Annotated in this window: 6 protein-coding genes; 1 reads left to right on the plus strand and 5 read right to left on the minus strand. The window is 62.9% G+C overall.

Annotated features, from left to right (window positions below; genetic code table 11):
- From B7Y43_RS19995 to B7Y43_RS20010, 4 genes are all read right to left on the minus strand, one after another.
- On the minus strand, positions 1–369 hold a 369-nt coding region (locus B7Y43_RS19995), incomplete at its 3' end, for a ParA family protein (RefSeq protein WP_374133412.1).
- A gap of 28 nt (positions 370–397) precedes the next feature.
- Positions 398–571 carry a hypothetical protein gene (locus B7Y43_RS20000; RefSeq protein WP_374133413.1) on the minus strand — a complete coding sequence of 58 codons (174 nt, stop codon included), beginning with the start codon at positions 569–571 and terminating at the stop codon, positions 398–400.
- A complete protein-coding gene (locus tag B7Y43_RS20005) occupies positions 564–806 on the minus strand; it encodes a hypothetical protein (RefSeq protein ID WP_374133414.1) in 243 nt (80 codons plus the stop codon). Before B7Y43_RS20005 ends, B7Y43_RS20000 begins: the two co-directional genes overlap by 8 nt.
- Positions 807–1,053: 247 nt before the next feature.
- Positions 1,054–1,446, minus strand: coding sequence for a DUF3768 domain-containing protein (locus B7Y43_RS20010; protein ID WP_374133415.1), 393 nt, complete (start codon positions 1,444–1,446; stop codon positions 1,054–1,056).
- A 160-nt stretch (positions 1,447–1,606) separates the two neighbouring features.
- Between B7Y43_RS20010 and B7Y43_RS20015 the strand changes: the two genes are divergently transcribed.
- A complete protein-coding gene (locus tag B7Y43_RS20015; protein ID WP_374133416.1) occupies positions 1,607–2,014 on the plus strand; it encodes a hypothetical protein in 408 nt (135 codons plus the stop codon).
- A 110-nt stretch (positions 2,015–2,124) separates the two neighbouring features.
- On the opposite strand, the gene B7Y43_RS20020 is transcribed toward B7Y43_RS20015, so the two are convergent.
- Positions 2,125–2,472 (minus strand): hypothetical protein, encoded by a 348-nt coding sequence (locus B7Y43_RS20020; protein ID WP_374133417.1) that lies wholly within the window; start codon positions 2,470–2,472, stop codon positions 2,125–2,127.
- Between the last annotated feature and the right edge of the window lie 387 nt (positions 2,473–2,859).

Raw genomic sequence — 2,859 nt, forward strand, 5'->3', positions numbered from 1 at the left:
GGTGAGCTCGTCCCACTTGGGGCCAGTGTCGATGACGCAATAATCGAAATGCGCGGACAAGCCCCGAAAGCGCACAATGAAGTCGTGCACGTCCTGCGCGGCCTTGACCATCTGGAGGCGCGGATCGGCGCCGAACACCGTGATGCCGGGCGCGTCCTCAAGAACAAGCTTTTCGTCGGGATCGAACAGGTCGGCCGAGAACAGGCCGGTCCGTTCCTTGGCGAGCCGCCGCGTCGAGGAGCCCTGCGGATCCAGATCGAGGAACGCGACCCGCCGCCCCGCCTGCTCGGCGAGGTACCAAGCGAGATGCGTCGCGAAGAAGGTCTTGCCGACGCCCCCTTTGAGGAGACTGATCACGATGGTCTTCACGTCTGTCTTTCGTATCGTGCAACCGCGCTCAATAGTCGTCGGCGCCATTGCGGAGGTTGCGTTCATAATGGTCCCGCGCCGACCAGTCGCCGCGCGCGCCGACTCTGGGTCCGACGTAGCGGAAGAGATAGACGGTGAGCGCGAAACACGTGAACGCAAACACGATCGCATGATCGGGATGGCGCGAAAAATACTCAGCCATGGTCGGTCTCCTTCAGGTTCGCGGGTCGTGGCTGGCGGCCGCGCCGGTCACGAAGCTCCTCGTCGGGAACATCGAGACCATAGGTTTGCTTGAGCGCGTTCATCACGAGCGCGCGCACGGTCAGATTATCGTGTTCGAGGGCGAGACGCGTGATCGCCGTGTGCATCGTCGGGGTCACCCGAAGCTGCAAAAAGGCCGAACGCCTGACGTCACTCTCCTGCCCTTCCTCCGCCACGGGCGACCTCTCCTCTCACACGACGGCTCGAACGCTATCGCCGCATCGTATTGAATTCAATACAGAGGCGATGAGTGGATGCGGATCTGCGACGACACTCGCGGGCTCAAGTCTGCTTGAGCAGACTTTTGCGTTCGGACAGTGGGCGAGCGTCAGGGTTCGACCGGCGCCGCGCAGACAGGCTGCTGGGTCCTATCTGACCCCCACACAAGCAGGTGGCCCCGACCAGGGTCGGGGCCAGTACATTTCAGTATTCGCTGGTGAGGAGGATCGTCAGCACCCGGGCGGTGACATCCGGGTCCGCGGGGTCGGGAGAACCAAAGTCCAGCGCGCGATCATAATAGTCGATCTTCCAATAGAGCGCGGCACCGCGAAACTCGAAGCGGCCGAAGTCGTGCTCGCCGTGCGGATCGACGTCGGGGCCAAACGCGTCATAGTCGCGGATGCTCCGCAGCAATTCGGCTTGGGCACGAAAGTTGCGAAAGAGGCTGACGTCGCCGATCAGCTCCTGGACGCTTATGGTCATAACGACCCGATTGTGGCCGGGCTGGGTGAGATGCTGACGAAGCGCGTCGTTCAAATGCGCGATGGTGGAAGTGCGATGCGCCGCTGGGGCAGGGGCAGCTTGGTTGTCGGACATGAGCGGATATCCTGTACTGTTCCAAACCCCGCCGATCGGGGTCTTTCAACAAGGACCGGCGCGCCGGGGCACAGTGGGCGCGCGCACCCGCAGGGTCGAAACGCAGAGGAGAAACCCGGTCACGGGTTTGCGCGAGCCTGCGCCTCGGCAAGAACCGGGCATGGTGATGACCCCATCCATTCGGCGACCCGGCGCGGGGCAGAAAGACTATCGTCCGCTTGTGATGACCGCAGCGCTCCACACCCTCTGGCCGATCTGGGTGAGAACCGTCGGCGCTATGCAGCGACGCAACATCCTTGTCCGCAGCCAATGCCGTCGGTGCGGAGCCCTGATGCGAGTCGATCCGGTGGATTTCGTCGCGCGGCACGGGGCTGGATGGTCGCTGATCGATGCCCAGGAAAAGTGCCGAATGGTCGCTTGTGACGGCGCGGTCTTCTATCTCGCATCCCGCACGTACGGCGCGCCGTGGCGCGTGCTGCTCGGTGACGAAGCGTTGAAGAAGACGCTCGCCGAAGGTCCGGCGCCGGTCACCGCCGAGGCGCTCGTCCGGCCGGCGGTCGCGCAGTAGGCGCGCGTACCTTTTCAGCAAGGGATCGTTACCCGCAGGGCCGAGACCCGGCACGGGGCTCGGGGCACCAGCCTAGAGCCCGGTCCGGCGCAGCCGGTGCCCGAACGCCCTTAAGGCAATTGCCCGAACAACTTGCCCAGGATCAGGTCGAGCGTTGCGATCCTCTCGAATTTCCCCGTTGCGATCAACCGATGCATCGGCCGCTCGTTTTTCTTGCCCAGCGACGTCCCCTTGCTGTGTTTGGCGATCATGTTCGCGCTGATATCGGGCAGCGGTTCACCCGGCTCACCCCCGAACCAGAGATAATGGTCGAATACGAGGTCTGGCGTCACGACGATCCACCGGACACACCCGCTCGGCTTGTCCATTAGCCCGACGTCGATCTTTACGGCATCGGTCTTGCCGCCCACCGTCTTGGTCTTGAACTGGATATGCCGCGTGACGTTGCGATAGCCCATTACTAGGGGCTAGCCACCGGCATCGAACTCTGATCGCAGCACCTCGACGCAGGGCACGCCCAACTGCCAGAGCCGCCGCAGCGCTTCCCCCACGAAGACATGTTCGACAATGCGTTCCCGAAAGGGTCGAGTTGATAAAGTGCGCGCTGGCTTGGTCGGTTATATCATCCAAGGGCAATCTCACACGAGAAGGGGCGGGGGCGAAGCCCCCGCCTTGAGGTCAGGCGAAGGGATCATATTCGTTGATGATCGAAACGTCGCCGTCGCAATCGTCGGCGGTGATGACGCCAAACTGGGTTCCGATGGCGATGACCATCGTTGCGACCATGAGGTTCTTCGAGAGGCTGAGGGCGCTGCGGCGGGCGGTCCAGATGTCGGTGAACATAT

This window comes from Sphingomonas sp. 28-62-20, assembly GCF_002281505.1.

Coding starts and splice junctions, on each gene's coding strand:
- B7Y43_RS20020 (WP_374133417.1), bottom strand. CDS start 2,472: ATGGGCTATCGCAACGTCACGCGGCATATCCAGTTCAAGACCAAGACG.
- B7Y43_RS20010 (WP_374133415.1), bottom strand. CDS start 1,446: ATGTCCGACAACCAAGCTGCCCCTGCCCCAGCGGCGCATCGCACTTCC.
- B7Y43_RS20015 (WP_374133416.1), top strand. CDS start 1,607: ATGGTGATGACCCCATCCATTCGGCGACCCGGCGCGGGGCAGAAAGAC.
- B7Y43_RS20000 (WP_374133413.1), bottom strand. CDS start 571: ATGGCTGAGTATTTTTCGCGCCATCCCGATCATGCGATCGTGTTTGCG.